This is a genomic window from Bifidobacterium olomucense (assembly GCF_012932375.1).
Lineage (GTDB): Bacteria > Actinomycetota > Actinomycetes > Actinomycetales > Bifidobacteriaceae > Bifidobacterium > Bifidobacterium olomucense.
Window position 1 is genome coordinate 261,557 of record NZ_JAAIIG010000004.1, and the last position, 17,309, is coordinate 278,865.

12 protein-coding genes are annotated in these 17,309 nt (G+C 60.0%); 1 reads left to right on the forward strand and 11 read right to left on the reverse strand.

What is annotated here, in order from left to right; genetic code table 11:
* Positions 1 to 270: 270 nt before the first annotated feature.
* The 5 genes from G1C97_RS06515 to fruE all read right to left on the reverse strand — a co-directional run bounded on the left by G1C97_RS06515 (position 271) and on the right by fruE (position 6,931).
* Positions 271 to 1,746: an MFS transporter gene (locus G1C97_RS06515; RefSeq protein WP_169241065.1), complete on the reverse strand. Its 1,476-nt coding sequence runs from the start codon at positions 1,744 to 1,746 to the stop codon at positions 271 to 273.
* Positions 1,747 to 2,139: 393 nt separating this feature from the next.
* Positions 2,140 to 3,159 (reverse strand): fructose ABC transporter permease FruG, encoded by a 1,020-nt coding sequence (fruG, locus tag G1C97_RS06520; RefSeq protein WP_169241066.1) that lies wholly within the window; start codon positions 3,157 to 3,159, stop codon positions 2,140 to 2,142.
* Entirely contained in the window at positions 3,156 to 4,226 is a 1,071-nt protein-coding gene (gene fruF / locus G1C97_RS06525) for a fructose ABC transporter permease FruF (RefSeq protein ID WP_169241067.1), read from the reverse strand. Before fruF ends, fruG begins: the two co-directional genes overlap by 4 nt.
* A gap of 1 nt (position 4,227) precedes the next feature.
* Positions 4,228 to 5,769 carry a fructose ABC transporter ATP-binding protein FruK gene (fruK, locus tag G1C97_RS06530; RefSeq protein WP_169241068.1) on the reverse strand — a complete coding sequence of 514 codons (1,542 nt, stop codon included), beginning with the start codon at positions 5,767 to 5,769 and terminating at the stop codon, positions 4,228 to 4,230.
* A 181-nt stretch (positions 5,770 to 5,950) separates the two neighbouring features.
* A complete protein-coding gene (gene fruE / locus G1C97_RS06535; protein WP_169241069.1) occupies positions 5,951 to 6,931 on the reverse strand; it encodes a fructose ABC transporter ATP-binding protein FruE in 981 nt (326 codons plus the stop codon).
* 335 nt (positions 6,932 to 7,266) lie between these two features.
* On the opposite strand from fruE, the gene G1C97_RS06540 reads away from it, so the two are divergent.
* Positions 7,267 to 7,536: a hypothetical protein gene (locus tag G1C97_RS06540; protein ID WP_169241070.1), complete on the forward strand. Its 270-nt coding sequence runs from the start codon at positions 7,267 to 7,269 to the stop codon at positions 7,534 to 7,536.
* A gap of 225 nt (positions 7,537 to 7,761) precedes the next feature.
* Here the strand turns inward: G1C97_RS06540 and G1C97_RS06545 are convergent, their stop codons facing one another.
* The 6 genes from G1C97_RS06545 to G1C97_RS06570 all read right to left on the reverse strand — a co-directional run bounded on the left by G1C97_RS06545 (position 7,762) and on the right by G1C97_RS06570 (position 17,298).
* The gene (locus G1C97_RS06545; protein WP_240951034.1) at positions 7,762 to 9,510 is read right to left on the reverse strand and encodes an LpqB family beta-propeller domain-containing protein; all 1,749 of its coding nucleotides are present in this window, start codon (positions 9,508 to 9,510) and stop codon (positions 7,762 to 7,764) included.
* On the reverse strand, positions 9,507 to 11,219 hold the full coding sequence (gene mtrB, locus G1C97_RS06550) for an MtrAB system histidine kinase MtrB (protein WP_169241071.1): 1,713 nt from the start codon (positions 11,217 to 11,219) through the stop codon (positions 9,507 to 9,509). The genes G1C97_RS06545 and mtrB overlap by 4 nt, the downstream gene beginning before the upstream one ends.
* 4 nt (positions 11,220 to 11,223) lie before the next feature.
* On the reverse strand, positions 11,224 to 11,952 hold the full coding sequence (gene mtrA / locus G1C97_RS06555) for an MtrAB system response regulator MtrA (protein WP_169241072.1): 729 nt from the start codon (positions 11,950 to 11,952) through the stop codon (positions 11,224 to 11,226).
* Between the two features lie 122 nt (positions 11,953 to 12,074).
* Positions 12,075 to 13,520 (reverse strand): replication-associated recombination protein A, encoded by a 1,446-nt coding sequence (locus G1C97_RS06560; RefSeq protein WP_169241073.1) that lies wholly within the window; start codon positions 13,518 to 13,520, stop codon positions 12,075 to 12,077.
* Between the two features lie 50 nt (positions 13,521 to 13,570).
* Complete coding sequence (locus G1C97_RS06565; protein WP_169241074.1) at positions 13,571 to 16,141, reverse strand: DEAD/DEAH box helicase; 2,571 nt, start codon at positions 16,139 to 16,141, stop codon at positions 13,571 to 13,573.
* A gap of 119 nt (positions 16,142 to 16,260) precedes the next feature.
* Positions 16,261 to 17,298, reverse strand: a complete 1,038-nt coding sequence (locus tag G1C97_RS06570; RefSeq protein WP_169241075.1) for a PPK2 family polyphosphate kinase — start codon at positions 17,296 to 17,298, stop codon at positions 16,261 to 16,263.
* Positions 17,299 to 17,309 lie beyond the last annotated feature (11 nt).

Below are 17,309 nucleotides of genomic sequence, written 5' to 3' on the forward strand. Positions count from 1 at the left end.
AGGGCGGATAATACGATCCTCCCCCTCTCTCTCTTTCCCCTCCCCCCTTCGCGAATATGTACCGCTAAGACATCGTCACCGGTACATATTCGCGAGGAAAGACAAGCTTTTGATAGAGGATCAAACAACAAGCGCTGAGCGGCACATAGCACAGACGGCGTATCTCGCGAATATGTACCACTGAGGTGCCGTCAGTGGTACATATTCGCGAGATCTGCGGGACGGGCGCATATTTGCGAGGAAAGGAACGGGACGTCAGCGGTCACGTGATCAACGGGAGGGGACGGTGCGACGGGCTCGAATGCGGAAGGCGGTTGCCAGGCAGCACCAGCCGATCACGCAGATCACGATCATCGTGGCGAAGGTCCATGCGCCGCCCACCGCAGTGGCGTGGGCGAACTGCGCAGTGCCTTCTTCGCCCGCACCGGCCTGTGCCACGGCCAAAATCGTGGAGAACAATGCCGTTCCTGCGGCGCCGCCGAACTGCAGACCAGTGTTGAAGATGGCGTTGCCGTCCGGGCGGAGCTGGTGAGGCACTTCGGAAAGACCGCTGGTCATCACATTGGCATTGCCGATGGCATAGAAGAAGCCGAAGATGAAATAGAATCCGGCCAATAGCGCGGGCGTCAAGTACATGGAAAAGATGAGCATCAGCACCGGCCCCGCGATAGCGATGCCAAGCGGAATAAGAATCGGTCGAACCGCGCCGAATTTGTCGTAGAACCAGCCGCCCACCGGCGCGCAGACGGCACCGATCAAAGCACCGGGCAGCACCAGAGAGCCAGCTACGAACGCGCTGACGCCAAGCGAAAGCTGAGCCACGTTGGTGATCACATAGCCATAACCGATGGCGACCAGCGGCAGCAGCGTATAGGCCACCGCGTGCAGCAGTACCGCCGGGTCACGCAATACGCCAAGACGCAGCAGCGGCGAGAACGCACGCTTGGAGCTTACGACGAACAGCATCAGCGACCCCAAGCCGATGATCAGGCTTACCACAGCCACGATGCCGGAACGCAGGGCCGCTCCCCCGCTCACGGCCGCGCTGACGGCCACGCCACCTTGGTTGAGGGCGAGCACCAGACCAACCAGCGCGATGATGATGGAGCCGAGCTGAATCGGATCAAGATAGGCTGCCTCCGTGTCCGTACGCTGCTCGATGCAAGCGCAGCCGATAATCGCCGCGATGATCATCAACGGAATCGCGATGACGAAAATGGCCCGCCACGGCAGCACACTGGTGACCGCGCCGCCCACGGTCGGTCCGATGGCCGGAGCCACCGTGATCACCAGTGAGCCTACGCCCATCAGTCGGCCGATTTTGGAACGCGGCGACTGTTCAAGAATGATGTTGATCATTAGCGGCGTGGCAATGCCAGAACCGACACCTTGGATGATGCGGGCCACGATCATCAGCGGGAACACCGATGCGACGATCATGATGAGCGAACCGATAAGGCCCAGCGCAACGGCCGCAAGGAAAATGACCTTGAGGCGGAAGCGACGCTTCAGGAACGAGCTGATGGGCATGGTGGCGGCCACGGCCAACAGATAGATGGTGGTGATCCACTGCACGGTGGCGGTGTCCACGTGGAATTCGCGCATCAGGGAGGGGAACAGCACGGTCATCACGGTTTCGGTCAGAATGCCGATGAAGGCGAGCGAGCCCACGGCCACAATGGCGCCGATCAATTTCGGCGGAATCTTCTCGGTATTCAGTGCACGCGCCTGCTCAATTTCGGGCATGGAAAACTCCTCTACGTCCTTGGTTACTCAAAATGGAATGTCAGGTTTACCAACCGGCGTATGTGTCTCTACGCGCCCTCTGATAGGACCAGAACAGGTTCCGATGGCGCGCCCCGTTTATAGCCAGAACGTATTTTAAGCCCAAAGCCGGACTCATACGACACCACGTCGCTCATACTTCATGTGCCACGATCCGAAAAAACGTTGTGGGGCGCGGCCCGGACAGTCAGGCCGCGCCCCACAGCGCGATGAAAGGAAGAAAAAGGAGAGAAAGAGAAAGGTAATTCAGTTATTGCAGTTTTCAGTTATCGATATTCAGTTATGTGTTGTCCGCTTCGCGCCTTAAGACGTACGTCTCGGGCAAGCCGTACGTCTTAAGGCGCGAAGCAAGGCCTATTTCTTGTCGCCCACCGCCATCACGGCGCGCTGCAGGACCACGAAGATCAGGATCATAAGACCGATCACGATGGTGGTCCATTCAGCCGGAACGCCGAAGCTGGTGGCCAGCGGATCGAGCACGGAACGGACCAGTGCGCCGAGCACGGAGCCGAGCACGTAGCCGAAGCCGCCGGTGATGATCGTGCCGCCGATAACCACTGAGGCGATGGCGTCAAGCTCCCAGCCCACACCCACGGTGTTCTTGGCGGAACCGATGTTCGCCATGTACACGATGGAGGCCAAGGCGGCCAGCGTGGCGGAGGTCAGGTAGATCACGTACTGCGTGCGCTTGACCGGCAGACCCATGAGCTCAGCGGAGGAGCGGGAGCCGCCGATGGCGTAGATCGTACGGCCGGTGCGGGTGTGGTGCAGCAGAATGTAGCCGAACACCACCACCACGAGGGCGATGATCACACCGAGATTGATGCTCAGATCATGAGCGGCCTTCGGCTGGTCGATGAGCTTGATCTTCTCGGCGATGAAGTCGAAGTTGTTGCCCTCGGGGAAGGTCAGGGAATCGGTGGAGATCATAGAGGCAATACCGCGGGCCAGGAACATCGTCGAAAGGGTGGCGATGAACGGCTGCATGTTGAATTCCTCGATCAGCGCGCCGGCCAGCAGGCCGAACACCGCACCGAGCAGCAGCATGACGATCATGGCCACGATGGCGGGCATTCCGGCGTTGATGAGCTTCATACCCACCACAGCGGTGATGGCCACGATGGCGCCGACCGACAGATCGATACCGCCGGTCAGAATCGGCAGAGTCATGGCCACGGCCAAAATAATCAGATAGGCGTGATCGATGAACAGATCGGAGATGAAACCAAGACGCAGGTACGTGCCGAACATTGCCTGTCCCATGGCCATCATGAGGATGAAGATCACCACGGCCGCGAGGGTCGGAATCATCTGGCGATCGAGCTTGAAGCCCTTCTTGGGAGCCTTCACCTTGTTTGCCGTAGCTGTTGTCATGCTGCCACCGCCTTAGCTTGGGCCTTGAGCGCGCGCTTGCGTTTCATGTCCGCGCTCAGGTTATGAATCTTGGGAGCCTGCATCACGCAGATTACGATCACCACGATGGCGAAGAAGGCCGGGGTGGCCTCGGCGCTGACGCCCAGAGTGATGATGGTCTTGCGGATCATGGCGATGATCACGGCACCGATGGAGGAGCCGAGGAGGGAGAACTTGCCGCCGAGCAGCGAGGTGCCGCCGATGACGACTGCCAGAATGGCGTACATCTCAAGGTCCTGACCGGTCTTGGACACGTCCACGCGCATCACGGATGCGGTGGCGAACAGGCCGGCGATGGCCGCGAGGAAACCGGAGATGGCATAGACCAGGAAGAGGATCTGCTTGGGCTTGATGCCGGTCATACGAGAGGCTTCCTGATTGATGCCCACCGCCTCGATCATCATGCCCATGGCGGTCTTGCGGCACAACAGGCCAACCAGAGCCACGATGACCACAGCGATCACAAAGTTGGCCGGAATACCGAGGATGTAGCCGTTGGCGAACCACTTGAGCGGTTCGATGCCGGCCACGGCGCTGGCGTCGGCGTTTTCACCGGAGGTGATCACCTTGGCGAAACCACGGCCGGCGAGCATCATGATCAGCGTGGTGATGAACGGCTGGAGACCGAGCAGGGAGACCAGCGCACCGTTGATGCAGCCGATGACGATGCCCAGGGCCAGCGCGATGAGGATCGCAACCCACACGTTGACGCCGTTGGACAGCGTCTGCATGGCGGCTGCGCCGGAGACGGCCATCACGGAGCCGACCGAAAGGTCGATGCCGGCAGTGGAGATGACCAGCGTCATACCGGTGGCGATCATCAGGTAGCGGGCGGATTCCTGCAGCATGGTGATCAGCGGTCCGGCGAGACCGCCGGTGGTGGTGTTCCAGCTCAGAGCCAGGAAGTCATGCTGGAAGATGGTGCAGACGATGACCAAGAGAATGAATGCCACAATCGACCAGGTCAGATTGCTGCCCAACAGCTTCTTGACGAGGGTGTTGCCTTGCGCTTTTGCCTTTTCAGCCATCTCATGCCTCCTTTCCGGTGTTCACGTTGGTGTTGGCGATGGTTTCGACGATGGTCGCCTGGGAGACGGTGTCGTCGTTTTCGATTTCTGCGATCTTGTGACGATCCTTGAGGACCTCGATGTCGTCGGACAGGCGGACCACCTCTTCCAGCTCGGAGGAGATGAAGACCACGCCCATGCCCTTGGCAGCCAGATCGAGCACGACCTGCTGGATTTCAGCCTTGGCACCGATATCGATACCGCGGGTAGGCTCGTCGAGAATCAGCAGCTCGGGATGCGTGGCCAGCCAGCGGCCGATGAGCACCTTCTGCTGGTTGCCACCGGAGAGGTTCTTGATCGGGCGGTCCGGGTCTGCCGGGCGCACGTTCATTTCCTTCATGTACTTGTCGACGATCGCGTCCGCTTCCTTCTTCGGAATCGGCTTGAACATGCCACGCGTGGCCTGCAGGGCGATGAGGATGTTCTGGCGAACGCTCAGATCGCCGATGATGCCTTCATCGCGGCGGTTCTCGGTGGAGTACGCGATCTTGTTCTTCAGTGCGGTGTGCGGGTCGGAGATATTGACCTTCTTGCCGTTGAGCTCGTAAGTGCCCGAATCCGGCTTGTCGGCGCCGTACAGCAGACGACCGAGCTCGGTACGGCCGGAGCCCAGCAGGCCTGCGAAGCCGACGACCTCGCCGGCGTAGATATCGACATCCACCGGATTGATGGTGCCGCGCTTGCCCAGGCCCTTGACGTTGACGATCGGCTTCTCGCCGGGAGCGATCTCGCGGCGGGCCTTCTTGGCACCGATCTGAGAGAGCTCGGCGGCGGACTTGCCGATCATCATGCCGATCAGCTCGTCACGCGGGGTGTCCTTGGTCATGACCTCCTTGATGAACTTGCCGTTGCGCAGGATGGTCAGACGGTCGGTGATCTCGTAGATCTGGTCAAGGAAGTGGGAGACGAAGAGGATGGCCACGCCCGAGTCGCGCACCTTGCGCATGATCTTGAACAGGTCCTGCACCTCGTTGGCGTCCAGGGAGGAGGTAGGCTCATCGAGGATGAGCACCTTGGCGTTGATCACCATGGCGCGGGCGATGGCCACAAGCTGCTGCATGGCGATGGAGATGGAGCTCAGCGGAGTGTGCGGGTCGATATGTTCCAGACCCATCTGCGCCAGATAGATCTTGGCGGCTTCGTGGGTCTTCTTCCAATCGATGCCGAAAGGTCCGCGCTTCTCGTGACCCAGCATCACGTTCTCTCCCACGGAGAGGTTGGTGCACAGGTTCACTTCCTGATACACGGTGGCGATGCCGGCGTTCTGCGCGTCCAACGTGCCGTTGAACTGCTGGGGCTTGCCATCGACGACGATGGAACCGGAGTTGATCTTGTACACGCCGGTCAGAGCCTTGATCATCGTGGACTTGCCAGCGCCGTTCTCGCCCATCAGGGCGTGCACCTCGCCCGGGTAGAGCGTCAGATCGACACCGTCCAAAGCCTTGACGCCCGGGAATTCGATCGTGATGCCTTTCATCACGACGATAGGGGTTTTCTCTGTCATGTCTTTGCCTTATTCGGAAAAAGGGATGTTATCGTTTTGTGATATTTGAGCCCAACATGAGTGATGGTGTACGGGAAACGCTTGTCGAGGCGTTTCCTCGTACACCATCAGTGTCTGTTTGGTTGAGTTATCGCAGTATCGTGCGGACTACGCCCGTTGCGTTGCACGACTGTTCGGTCGATCAGTAGGCGCGGGTGCCGTTGTCCAGAGCTTCCTTGGCGCTGGTGGCGTCGAAGGTCTTGGAGTCGATCTCGATGTTCTTCTCGATCTTCTTGCCATCCAGGTAATCCTTGACGGCCTGAGCGGTCTCCTTGCCGAAGATCGGGTTGTACTCGATCACGTAGGAGAGGTCACCGTCGACCAGAGCCTGCAGAGCGTTCTTGGTACCGTCGATGGTGATGATCTTGACCTTGCCCTTGAGTCCGGCGGCGTCCACGGCCTGAGCGGCACCGAGGCCCATCTCATCGTTCTGGGCGAAGATGAACTGCGGATTCTCGGACTTGAACTTGTCGAGCAGGCCGGCGGTCACGGTCTTGGCCTCATCAGTGGACCAGTTGGCGGACTGGGAATCCAGCACCTTGATGTTGGAAGCGACCTTGGCGTCCCAGCCGGAGCCACGATCCTTCACCACGGACAGACCGGCGGGGCCTTCGAGGATGAAGCCGTTGGCACCATCCGGGAAGTTCTTGTTCACGAACTCGGCGGCCTGCTCGCCAGCCCATTCGTTGGACGGGCCGATGTGGGAGACGACGGCCTTGGCGGCAGCAGAATCCTTGACATCAATGTTACGGTCCACGGTAAAGACCGGAATCTCAGCCTCAGCGGCCTTCTTCAGGGACTCATCCCAACCGGAATCCTCAGTGGAGGACAGGATGATGGCATCCACCTCGTCGTTGACGAACTTGTTGAAAGCCTGAATCTGCTTGGACTGGTCGCCCTGCTGGGTCGGCGAGTACTTCAGATCAAAGCCTGCATCGGCAAAGGCCTGCTGGATATCCTTCTCGTTAGCGGTACGGAAGCCGTCCTCAGGACCGACGGCCACGAAGCCGACGACCTTCTTGCCGGAATCGCTGCTGCCGGAGTTGCTGGAGCCGCAAGCGGCGACGCTGACCAGAGCGGCAGCGGAAGCAACGAGAGCAATAGCCTTCTTCCAATTCTTCATGTGTGTACTCCTCCTCGAGCAGTATTACTGGATGATCGTTCATCCACATTGATGGAGCTTCTTTGATGTTTTCCATCGACAATCTCTAGTATGGTGTGAACGTTCTCGATGTTCAATCGTGAGCGATAACAGTTTGGTAACGGGTCCATAACAGTTTGATAACAGTCCTTCAAAACCGCATCAAACCGCCGTTTTGCATCACATACGCACGTCATAATAGTGAGTGGCTGCACGGAGGCATTCGCCGTCCGAGTACCGAACGGCAGAGCTGCCGTGTATAGATAACACACCACCGAACAACGACCATGTGCAGGAATGTACAAGAAAGGTGAACTATGGATACCGTATTTCTGATCATCAAGCAGGTGGAGGGCGTCAAGTCGCTGGCCGGCGTGGCCACCAACATCGGCGAGGCAGCCAAGCTGCTGGCCAAGTGGGAACCCGAATGCCCGGACAACTTCAACTTCCTGGGCACCAAGGAGGAGTATGGCGTGACCCGCCACCTGTTCAACATCCCGTTCAACATGGAGTACCTCATCTACGAGGTCCCGTTGAACTCCGAAGTGCCGGCCGAACTGTTCAAGAAGGAATACGGCGGCATCTGATCGCAATCGTATCAGGCATACACCGCCGCACCTGTAGCTACAGGTGTATAGAAGAAAACGGTCTGTAGGGAAACGATAAGCGGCACGGCATCGCTCCTACAGACCGTTTTCTTGTACAGGGAAACTGCCGCCCTATCGTGTTCCACGCTCGTCATGCCGCCAAATACGTATGTCGCGCAGCTACTGATAGCCACTGGTTCGAGCACCTGATCGGCACAGCCTCGACTACTGTGCGCCCAGCGCGGTGACCTGGCTATCGGCGATGGACCACGAACCGTCCAATGAGCCGGACACAGAACGAACAATGCCCAGATCATCAAGCACTGCAAGCCGGCGATACTGGCTGATCTGCCCGGCCGCCAAGGCAACGACGCGGTCATTCGGCAAACGTTGCGTTTTCGCAGGTCCGGGAGCGGTCTGCCGATACCCTTCCTGCTGGCCGTTGGCGTTTTGCGGCACTGAGATATACACCAAACTCAGGTCGTCGTAGAAGGTCAACAGCGACACGTTCTTCGCCACACTGACCGTAGCAGCCGTTCTGGCCAGTGTGGTGACCATGTCGTCGTCATTGCGCACCACACCAGTGACCACTACGCCGTTCATCGTCTCCCCGGAAATGGCCACTGCCAGACGCGAGCCTTCCGGCGAAACGGTGACGGCCGTCACCGAGCTGTCCGACGCCAGCCACGGCATCGACAGCTCGGATTCCTTACTGCCTTGCCGCACATACAGATTGCGGCCGTCCGCGCTCACTGCCCAGACTTCACCCTCGAAACCTGCGGTGATCGAACGCATGGGCGCGCCATCGAACATCTCCCCGCATGATGCTCCATCCTTGGTCAGGCATTCGACCACGTCATCACCGCGCAGCACGGCGCCGCCCACGGACGTGGAGAACGCCAACCCTTCGGCATCATCGAAACCGGACGCCTCTCCCACACGCAATGGGCTAGAGCTGGCGAGCGAGACCACATGACCGCCTGTCAACGTATACACATTCACTTTGGGTACATTGACGTCAAGCTGCACGTCCTCGTCGGCATCCGAGTAGTCCACGCCGTCACCGGTGATCTTAAGCGAGTATTGCGCATTGCCGTCCCCCAAGGTCAAACGAATACGATGCACGAGCATGGCACGCACCTCGTTCGGCAATGAACCCATCGCCTGGTTCAGGGTCACGACAGCCGTGCCATTATGTATCGGCACGCTATCCGCAGTGATTGCCACGCCATGCATATCCTGCTGCACAACCGCCCCCGACAACCAGTCGGAGGCGCGGGACAGCACTTCGCTGACCGCACGCACACGCCAATTGCGCCAGCTGAGCCAGCGCACGTCCGGCACCAACTGATTGCCGGAGGAACTCACCTGATAGACGGACACCTGACGGAAGATCTGTTCAAAATCAGCCGAAGAGATCACCACACCGTTCTCCAGCGAGGAGATGCGCCACTGGCCCTTGGTTTTGATGAGCGTATAGGCGATCTTGCTGGTTTTCGCAGAGTCGTCAGGCGTATATACGCCATGCGCATCGAGTGTGCCGACCACTTGCAGGCTCACTTCGACGATCAACGAGCTTTCGGCCCCTTGTGGAGCGCTCATTGTGTTGGCGCGCCGGCGGAAGTCGGGAGTGCCGGTGTATATGACGGCCGAAGCGTCACCGTTCCAGTCACCTGCCGCAGACGAGGTGAGGAATTGTTGAGCCACACGATAACCGTCGGACTGTACGCCGGCGGGCATGGCATCATAGAAGCCCTGAACGATTTCCTCCGGCTGAGCATCCTGTGCGGGACCCTCCGGGTTCGTATAGACACGTTGCGCCTCCTGCTCGTCAGGGGAAAGCGTCTGCACCAGGCCGGAAACCGGCAGCCCCAATGGACTGGCGCAAGACGCAAGACCGATGCAGCAGGACATAACGGTCAAAACGGTGACAGCCAGACGCCAGATGCGTGTATTGCGCTGATTTCCCCTCATAGCGGTCGTCCCATCATCGTGTCATGTGATTCCTCACGCTCGACCACCACGTTGCTGGAGGCCACGCCAAATCCGCCGATCACACCCATCTGGTCGCTGCGCTCCGAAGCGAAGTTCATCGGCAGCTCAGCATCCAAGATCTCCCCTTTGTCGGGGTCGCGCGGCAGCATCACCAAGAACCATGTACCCGAGCCTTTCACGGACCGGACGCGAATCGTGCCATGATGTAGCAGCGCGTCAGTCATCGCAATAGATAATCCCAGACCAGTGCCGCCGGTCATACGCGAGCGGGAGGGGTCGCCGCGCCAAAAACGATCGAAGACATGCGGCGTCTGTCCCGCGTCCATGCCCGCGCCGTAGTCTCGCACACTGATGACCACAGCCTTACGATTGACCGCCAGACGAACCTCCACTGGTCTGCCTTCAGCGAAGTCCACGGCATTGGCCAACAGATTGCGTACGATACGGATCACACGGCGAGAATCGATCCGAGCCAATACCTGTACGTTCGGCAGATCGACATGGATCGGCACCGTTCGTGCGGCAGCCACACCTGACACCTGTTCGGCAGCGGTCTCTATCGATTCCCTGACGTCGGTTTCCACCAAGTCCAGCGCGGCGTATCCGGCATCGTAACGGGATATTTCCAGCAGATCGGCGAGCAGATCCTGAAAGCGACTGATCTGGCCGGACAATAGTTCCACAGTACGCTGGGCGGCCGGATCGAATTCGTCTTTCTTCATCTCCAGCAGATCGGAGGCCATACGCATAGTGGTCACCGGCGTGCGCAGCTCATGGCTCACGTCCGACACGAAGCGTTTCTGGGCTACGGTCGCCTGCTCAAGCTCATTGATTTTCTGATTGAGTGAATCCGCCATCGCATTGAACGAGCGTTGCAGCACACCGATCTCGTCATTACGGTTCACGCTCACACGCGTGTCCAGATCGCCGCCGGCCAAGGTTTCGGCAGCGGTCGCCACATACTCCACCGGTCGCACGATGCCGCGGATCGTCAGCCACATCACCACTCCGATGGCGATGCTCAGCAGCACCCCGACCAACAACAACGTAAGCTGAATCTGCATCAGCGAACGCTGCTGCAACGTGTATGAATAGATGGCGAAGAATTCCAGATTGCCGGCAACACCGAATTCGAGCGTGGTGCCGAGCACGGCACCGGGCGTGCCGCTGCCGTTGACCGATATCGGCGATTCGATGGGCAGCTCGATAGGCTGGTAGAACACGTTGTCGTCCACATCGGAAGCCACGGCGGAACGCATGTCGTCGGAAATCAACGGCTCATAGCTCGGTTCGGTCGACACCGGGATGATCGAACGGGCCGAGCTGGAATCCCGACTCCACAGGTATACCCCCACCAAGTTCGAGGAGCCGTCCGACTGCATCGCCGAGGCCAGATCGTTGACCAGCTGCTGAATCTGCACGGTGGTGGTCACATCCGCCGCATCCAAGCTGGTTTGCGCCTGCTGCACCATATTCGAATAGTCGGAACGCGACTGCGAGGTGATCTGCGTGAGCACCGAGGAGCGTACGGACACCATCGAGACCATGGAGAACACGATGGCCACGGCCAAGGTCACGATCACGGTCATCGACACCGTGCGCGCCTGCAGGGACCGACGCACTTCGGCGCGTCCGTGGCGCAGCAGGCGACGAAAGCTGAAGCGGCGAGGCGGCTTGACGGCGTCCATCACATCAGGCTTCAGGCGTTACGAACTTGTAGCCGATGCCACGCACCGTCTGCACGATCTGCGGATTCTCCGGATCATCCTCCACCTTGGCGCGCAGACGCTGCACGTGCACGTTGACCAGACGGGTATCGCCGGAGTTCTCGTACCCCCACACCTTCTTGAGCAGCGTGGAACGGCTGATGGCTTCGCCTGCCGCGGCAGCCAGTACGAACAGCAGCTCGAATTCCATCGGCGTCAGGTTCAGAGCCTTGCCATGCTTGGTGGCGGTGTGCTCCAGCCTATCGATCACGATGGCACCGCGGTCCAGATGATTTGTCTCACCGCGAGCCGCATTCGCATTGCCGCCGCTCTCCTCACCGTCTGCCGCCACAGGGCGTGCGATGCGGAACCGGGCGCGGATGCGCGCCAGAAGTTCAGCCACTTTGAACGGCTTGGGTACATAGTCGTCGGCTCCGGCCTCCAGACCGGCCACCACATCGAGCGTATCCGACTTGGCGGTCAGCATGATGATCGGCACGTTCGAGGTCTCGCGAATACGACGGGCCACTTCAGTGCCGTCGAGTCCGGGAAGCATGACGTCGAGAAGAATCAGATCCGGCTGGACGGTCGGGAACATTTCCACGGCCCGCAGACCATCCATGCAGGTCACGGTCCGGAATCCTTCGTTTTCCAACACCAAAGACAGCATCTCACCGATTGCCTGATCGTCGTCCACAATGAAAATGGTCGCCATTGCCCGCCTTTCATCGAATATCTGTCCGCCCGCACAAACCACCGGTGAGCGAACGCCGCTGTTTCCTCATCACGGAACGTTGTGAGCGTTCTCACCTACGTTCCTGTTACCAATCCGTTATACTACTCCCCTCCCGGCTTCGGAAGCTGTCCCTGCTGACCTTGAAGGTTTCCCGCATGGGTTTGCGCCCGATCCCCCACCTGACTGTCGCCATGCAGGATAGGACGGATCTTGGCCAGACGCTGGCGCACCTCATGCTCATAGCCGCGATCGTTCGGATGATAGTATTCCGTGCCGCGCAGCTCTTCGGGCAGGTATTCCTGAGGAGCCACAGCTCCCGGCCAGTCGTGCGCATACCGGTAGCCTTCGTGGTTGCCCCACTCTTTCATCAGCTTGGTGGGCGCGTTCCTCAGGTACAGCGGCACCGCGCCGATACGACCGGCGTCCACATCCGCCAACGCTTGATTGATGGCGTTGTAGCTGGCATTCGATTTGGGGGCTGTCGCCACGGCGATGGTGGCTTCCGCCAAAATGATGCGCGCCTCGGGCATGCCGATCAATGCCACCGCCTGTGCGGCCGCCACGGTGACCTGGAGTATCTGAGGAGCCGCCAGACCCACCTCTTCGGCTGCGGCGATCATGATGCGCCGGGCGATGAACCGCGGATCCTCACCGGCCTTAAGCATGCGAGCCAGATAGTGGATGGCGGCATCCGGATCGGACCCGCGCATCGATTTGATGAACGCGGAGATCACATCGTAATGATCGTCACCGTCCTTGTCGTATCGCACCGTGGCGGTGTCCATCACCTTGGAGACGACTTCGGGGGTGATGATCGGGCGGCGAGCGCCTTTTTTGCGGGCCGCGTCACCGGTGAGCGCACCGGCCGCGGCTTCCAGTATCGTCAACGATTTGCGCGCGTCTCCCCCAGCCATGCGCACGATATCCGCAACGGCTTCATCGGTGGCCTTGACCTCGTTCCTCAGTCCGCGTTCATCGGCTATCGCCCGAGTGACCAGTTCCGTCAGCTCGTCCGGCTCAAGGGATTCGAGCTTGACGACCACCGATCGGGACAGCAATGGTTTGATAACGGAGAAGCTGGGATTTTCGGTCGTGGCTCCGATGAAGGTGACATCGCGGTTCTCCACGGCAGGCAGCAGCGCATCCTGCTGGGATTTCGAAAACCGATGCACCTCGTCAATGAACAGCACGGTCTCCTTGCCGGAGGCCACCAGCCTTTCATGGGCGCGACTCAGCACATCGCGCACGTCCTTGACGCCGGAAGTCACGGCGGACAGTTCCTCGAACACGCGGCCGGACTGCCCTGCCACGATGGTGGCGAGTGTGGTTTTGCCCACGCCGGGAGGGCCGAAGAGAATCACCGAACTTGGGGCCGTCAGACTCCCCCGGCTGGCCGGATTGGCCAACCGGCGCAGAGGGCTGCCCTCACCGAGGACATGCTGCTGACCGATCACCTCATCCAACGTGCGCGGACGCATGCGTACGGCAAGCGGACGGGTCACGCCTTCCGGCGCATCCGTGGCCCCAAACAGATCATTCTCAGTCATGTTCATCACTGTACGACATCGGTCGAACATCCGTTCGATGCAATCGCGGCTTAATTGCCGACCTTGTAGTCGTAGAACACCACTTCGCCGCTTTCCTGCGTGGCGTCCAGATCAACCACACCTTCGATGGCCCAATCATGGTCGCCATCGGAGTCGTCGATGATCTGGCGGACCTTCCACGTATGCTCGTCGCGTTCATGGGTATCGTCCAGCATGAACAGCTTGGGCGAACGGGCGTCCGCGCCGATGCCCACATACTCGTGCTCGTCGTAATAGTCGTCGAGCGCATCCTCCCACTCGTGTACGCCATAGCCCCAATCCTTGTCGAGCGCGCCCAACGTATCGGGATCGTCCAAATCCATGAGCTGCACACGGCGGAACAGCGCGTTCCTGACCAACACGGTCAGACCTCGACGGTCTTCGACCACTTCGTCGCGGCGGCCCGGCGCGGCAAGCGACGCAGCCGCCTCGGACGCGCTGGATGAATCGGCACCGGCGTTCTCCCACTCATCCACCAGCGAGGAGTCGATGGAGCGCACCAGCACACGCAGCCAAGCGATGATGTCTTTCAGCTGCTCGTCGCGTTTCTCGGGCGGCACAGTGCGGGCCAGCGTGCGGTAGGCATCCGACAGATAACGCAGCAACGTACCTTCAGAGCGGGCAATGTTGTATCGGGCAATGTAACCGGTGAAGTCGGAAGCGGTCTCCACCATGTCGCGCACCACGGATTTGGGGCTCAGGAAGTAGTCGTTGGCCCATGGCACGTCGTGACGATACTGATCGAACGCAGCGGTGAGCATATCCTCCAAAGGCTTCGGGTAGGTGATCTCCTGAAGCTTGTCCATGCGTTCGTCGTAGTCGAGACCGTCCGCCTTCATATCGGCGAGCGCCTTGTCTCGCGCCTGACGCTCCTGTGCGCGCAACACCTGCTTGGGGTCTTCCAATGTGGCTTCGGCCATAGAGATCACGTCGAGCGCATACGTGGGCGATTCGGGATCGAGCAGTTCGAGCGCTGCCAGCAGGAATGGGCTGAGCGGCTGGTCGAGAGCGAAGTCGTCCGGCATATCGAGCGTCATGTAGTAGTTCTTGCCGCCATCAGCGCGGTCTTCGGTTTCGATGACTTCCGTATCGAACAGGGTCTGGAAGATCTCGTCGGCGCGCTGGTGCAAATGCTCCTTCTGCTCGGGGCTTTGCGCGGAGTCGTCGATGAGGTCGTCGACGCGCGCCCGGGCGTCGCCACCCTGCTCGACTTCGTTCAGCACCATCGAATGCGTGATCTTCAGGTGCGGGACCAGCGTTTCCGGGGCGGCGTCGATAAGCTTGTCGAACGTGGATTGGTTCCAGGTGACGAAACCTTCAGGCGCCTTCTTGCGCTTGATCTTCTTGAGTTTCTTCGGGTCTCCCCCGGCCTTGGCCACGGCTTTGGCGTTCTCGATCTCGTATTCGGGGGCTTCGGCGATCACCAAACCTTCGGTGTCGAAGCCCATACGCCCCGCGCGCCCGGCGATCTGATGGAATTCGCGCGCCCTGAGTCTGCGCATTTTGGTGCCGTCGAATTTGGTCAAGGCGGTGAGCACCACCGAGTGAATCGGCACGTTGATGCCCACGCCGAGCGTGTCCGTGCCGCAGATCACCGGCAGCAGGCCTTGCTGGGCGAGTTGTTCGACGAGTCTGCGGTAACGCGGGAGCATGCCGGCGTGATGGATGCCGACTCCCGTACGCAGAAGCCGCTGCAGAATCTTGCCAAACGCGGTGGTGAACTTCACACCCTTGATGGCCTCGGCGATGGCAGCGCGCTGCTCCTTGCTCGACACACCGGTGGAGGCGAGCGCCTGCGCGGTCTCCAACGCGGCATCCTGCGAGAAATGGACCACGTAAATAGGAGTTTCACCGTTGCGGAAGGCGAGCTCCACGGTTTTCTCCAGCGGGTCGAGCGTGTACTCGTAGCTCAGTGGCACCGGGCGGGGCGCGTCGGCGATCACATCCACATCCGGCGTGTCGTTGAGGTCGGCGAGCTTGTTGGCGATGGCATCCACGTTGCCCAGCGTGGCACTCATCAGGAGGAATTGGGTCTGCGGCAGGGTCAGCAGCGGCACCTGCCAGGCCCAGCCTCGCTCCGGGTCACCGTAGTAGTGGAATTCATCCATGGCCACAAGCCCCACATCCGCATGGACGCCTTCGCGCAAGGCCTGGTTGGCGAGGATCTCAGCCGTGCAGCAGATGATCGGCGCATCGGCGTTGATATGGCTGTCGCCGGTGATCATACCCACGTTGTCGCGGCCGAACACTTCCACCAGATCGAAGAACTTCTCGGAGACAAGCGCCTTGATGGGGGCCGTGTAATAGGAACGGCGGCCGGTGCACAGGGCGGCGAAATGCATGCTGAGCGCCACCAGCGATTTGCCGGAGCCGGTGGGCGTGTTGAGGATCACATGGTCACCGGCGAGAAGGTCCATGATGGCCTCCTCCTGATGCGGCCACGGCTCGATGCCCTTGACGTCCGCCACCCAATCAAAGAAACGTTCGTAGATGTCGTCGGCCGTAAGGTTGCGTTCACGTTCGTCGCCGTCCCATTCGGGGGCGAGCCGCCCCAAAGAGCCATAATCCTTCTCGTCAGTCATAATTGCCTAGCTTACTAGCGGGCCGCACATCTCTCTTTCCCCCCATACGTCTCCACACGCGTCTCCGCACGCCCTTTCCCATACCTGGCTCCTCCCATGCTGCGGTCTTTCCCGCGCGTCTACGCGCCGGCGAGGCGACGGCGGGCTTCAGCCGGGTCCACGTTTGCCTCCAGAGGCGGCCAGATCATGTTCATGTTCTTCAGCGTGGTGCGCAACAGTTCGGAGACCACGGCCCGGGAATACCAGCGATTGTCGGCGGGCACCAGATACCACGGGGCTGCGGCCGTGCTGGTTTTCTCGAATACCTCCTGCCATGCGTCCATGTAATCATCCCAGCGTTCACGCGCATCCAGATCAGAGACATCGAATTTCCAATATTTGGTGGGATCTTCGAGACGACTCAGGAAATGACGCTTCTGTTCCTCCCGGCTGACCACGAGAAAAATCTTGATGATGGCGCAACCCGATGCGGCAAGGTCATGTTCGAAGGCGTTGACGAGATCGTACCGTCCACGCCACACGTCCTCGGGGTACGTGCCGTACACGTGCGGCATAACGATATCTTCGTAATGAGAACGGTCGAATACGGCAATCCAGCCAGGGTCAGGCAGCTCGCGCTCCACGCGCCACAGGAACCCGTGTTCCAGTTCCTCGGCCGTAGGCTTGCCGAAACCATGGTAGTGGATGCCCATCGGATCGCCCTGCCGGAACACGTGGCGCACGATACCGCCTTTGCCTGAAGCATCCATACCTTGCAGCACGATAAGCAGCCGACGCGGTGAGCCTTTGACGCCATTGGCGTACATCAGCCGTTGGTAGCGGGCGATCTCGGAAGAACTCAGATCGATGAACCGTTCGCCGTCGAACTTGTCGCCGTCGAATCCGGGAGTGGAATCGCCGTCCGCATCCTGTACCCGTATGCCATGATGGAACATAAGCCGTTGCGCGGGCGGCAACGACCATACGGCACTCAGCAGTTCGCTGGATTTCGCCGCGTTGGCGAGCCGTTCGGCCACGGTCTCGCTTTCCTCGATCATGCCGATGCGGTCTTCAGCCTGTTTCAGCGCACGGTCGATGCGTTTGCCTGATTGCTTGCCAGGTTTGCCGACCTTGCCGGTTCTGCCATCACGCGACGTTTTCTTGTCATCCTTGACCATGGAAGCGATTG

Bases quoted from the DNA above. Each gene is read 5' to 3' on its own strand.
- G1C97_RS06515 (WP_169241065.1), bottom strand. From the start codon at position 1,746: ATGCCCGAAATTGAGCAGGCGCGTGCACTGAATACCGAGAAGATTCCG.
- fruG (WP_169241066.1), bottom strand. From the start codon at position 3,159: ATGACAACAGCTACGGCAAACAAGGTGAAGGCTCCCAAGAAGGGCTTC.
- fruF (WP_169241067.1), bottom strand. From the start codon at position 4,226: ATGGCTGAAAAGGCAAAAGCGCAAGGCAACACCCTCGTCAAGAAGCTG.
- fruK (WP_169241068.1), bottom strand. From the start codon at position 5,769: ATGACAGAGAAAACCCCTATCGTCGTGATGAAAGGCATCACGATCGAA.
- fruE (WP_169241069.1), bottom strand. From the start codon at position 6,931: ATGAAGAATTGGAAGAAGGCTATTGCTCTCGTTGCTTCCGCTGCCGCT.
- G1C97_RS06540 (WP_169241070.1), top strand. From the start codon at position 7,267: ATGGATACCGTATTTCTGATCATCAAGCAGGTGGAGGGCGTCAAGTCG.
- G1C97_RS06545 (WP_240951034.1), bottom strand. From the start codon at position 9,510: ATGAGGGGAAATCAGCGCAATACACGCATCTGGCGTCTGGCTGTCACC.
- mtrB (WP_169241071.1), bottom strand. From the start codon at position 11,219: ATGGACGCCGTCAAGCCGCCTCGCCGCTTCAGCTTTCGTCGCCTGCTG.
- mtrA (WP_169241072.1), bottom strand. From the start codon at position 11,952: ATGGCGACCATTTTCATTGTGGACGACGATCAGGCAATCGGTGAGATG.
- G1C97_RS06560 (WP_169241073.1), bottom strand. From the start codon at position 13,520: ATGACTGAGAATGATCTGTTTGGGGCCACGGATGCGCCGGAAGGCGTG.
- G1C97_RS06565 (WP_169241074.1), bottom strand. From the start codon at position 16,141: ATGACTGACGAGAAGGATTATGGCTCTTTGGGGCGGCTCGCCCCCGAA.
- G1C97_RS06570 (WP_169241075.1), bottom strand. From the start codon at position 17,298: ATGGTCAAGGATGACAAGAAAACGTCGCGTGATGGCAGAACCGGCAAG.